Source organism: Inquilinus limosus MP06 (assembly GCF_000767795.1).
GTDB lineage: Bacteria > Pseudomonadota > Alphaproteobacteria > DSM-16000 > Inquilinaceae > Inquilinus > Inquilinus limosus_E.
Genome location: NZ_JANX01000897.1, coordinates 1 through 1,652, shown reverse-complemented (window position 1 = coordinate 1,652; position 1,652 = coordinate 1). Strand labels below are relative to the sequence as shown.

General features: G+C 68.5%; 2 protein-coding genes. Both read right to left on the bottom strand.

The window, feature by feature from the left end; translation table 11 throughout:
• Window positions 1-161 precede the first annotated feature (161 nt).
• A complete protein-coding gene (locus P409_RS33740) occupies window positions 162-1,091 on the bottom strand; it encodes a class I fructose-bisphosphate aldolase (RefSeq protein ID WP_034848987.1) in 930 nt (309 codons plus the stop codon).
• Between the two features lie 120 nt (window positions 1,092-1,211).
• Window positions 1,212-1,652, bottom strand: a 441-nt coding sequence (locus tag P409_RS33735; RefSeq protein WP_343285541.1) for an Lrp/AsnC family transcriptional regulator, incomplete at its 5' end; no start/stop codon positions are given.

Below are 1,652 nucleotides of genomic sequence, written 5' to 3'. Positions count from 1 at the left end.
GCGATGTCGCGCAGCCGCTCGACCGCGGCCTTCGCCGCAGCCGGATCGGCGGGCACCGCCATCTCGACGCAGGCGACGTCGCCGGCGCCGAGGGCGGCCGCGAACACCGCCGGATCGAGCTCCGGCGGGATCGCGATATAGATGCGGGCGTCGCTCAGGGCTTACTCCTTGCCCTGGAAGATGCGGACCAGGGTGTCCAGCAGCTCCAGCGCCTCGTCCCGCGGCCGGCGGAAGCAGTTGCGGCCGATGATCGAGCCGTTGCCGCCGCCGTCGCGGATGGCACGGGCGTCGTCCAGCACCGAGGCGGTGTCCTTGGCGGCGCCGCCGGAGAACACGACGATGCGGCGGCCGTTGAAGCAGGAGCGCATGACCTCGGCCACGCGCTCGGCCTGGGTGCCGATCGCGATCCTGGCGCCGTCGAACTCCTTCTTCGCCTCCTTCTGCTCGATGAAGTCGGTCGGCAGCTTGACCTTGATGACATGGGCGCCGAGCTGGCTGGCGAGGTGCGCGGCATAGGCCACCACGTCGATCGCGGTCTCACCCTCCTTGGTGATGGCGCCGCCGCGCGGATAGGACCACAGCACGGTCGGCAGGCCGACCGACTTGGCCTCGCGGATCAGCTCGCCGATCTCCTCCATCTGGTCCAGGCCGCGGTCGGACCCCGGATAGATGGTGAAGCCGATGGCGGTGCAGCCGAGGCGCAGCGCGTCCTCGACCGAAGCGAAGATCGCCTGGTCGGCGTCTTCCTTGAAGCGCGACAGGCTGTTCGAGTGGTTCAGCTTCAGGATGGTCGGGATCTGGCCGTACAGCTTGCCGCTCGAGACCTCGAGCTGGCCGAGCGGCGCGGCATAGGCGTTCAGCCCGGCGTCGATCGCCAGCTGGTGGTGGTACAGCGGGTCATAGCCGCCGGGGTTGACGGCGAAGCTGCGGGCGGGGCCGTGCTCGATCCCCTGGTCGACCGGCAGGATGATCATCTTGCCGGTGCCGCCGAGACGGCCGTTCATCAGGAGCTGCGCGAGCTTGGCCTTCACGGCCGGGTTCTCGCTGTCGTAGTTCGACAGGATCTTCTGCACGCGCGGGCTGATTCTCATCGTCCGTCTTCCTCGATGCGGTGGATCGGTCGGCTGCAATCCCTAGCCGAGCGGGTCGGCTTGTTCAACGTCGCCGCCGCACAAATGTTTCGGCATAAATGTACGGCGAATTCTAGGGCCTCAGGCCGCGTCCGTCCGCGTCCGGATCGAGGACAGCATCAGGCTGGTCTCGGTCTGCGAGATGCCCTGGACCTGGCGGATCCGCCGCAGCGTCTGGTCGAATTCCTCCAACGTCGCCGTCTCGATCTCGGCGACGATGTCCCAGCGGCCATTGGTCGAATGCAGCGCCCGCACCTCGGGGAAGCCGCGCAGCCGCTGGATCACCCGGTCGGCGGCCTGGCCCTCGACCTCGACCATGGTGATGGCGCGGATCGGGTTCGGCTGGCTGCCGGCCTTGACCACGATGGTGAAGCCCTGGATCACGCCGGTGTCGACCAGCCGATCGATCCGTGCCCGCACCGTGGCGCGCGAGACGTCCAGCGTCGTCGCCAAGGTCGAGGCCGGCGTGCGCGCATCGGCCCGCAGCAGCGACAGCAGCTTGTGGTCGAGATCGTCCATTCT

Excerpts from the sequence above, each read along its gene's own strand:
- P409_RS33740 (WP_034848987.1), bottom strand. The coding sequence starts at position 1,091 with ATGAGAATCAGCCCGCGCGTGCAGAAGATCCTGTCGAACTACGACAGC.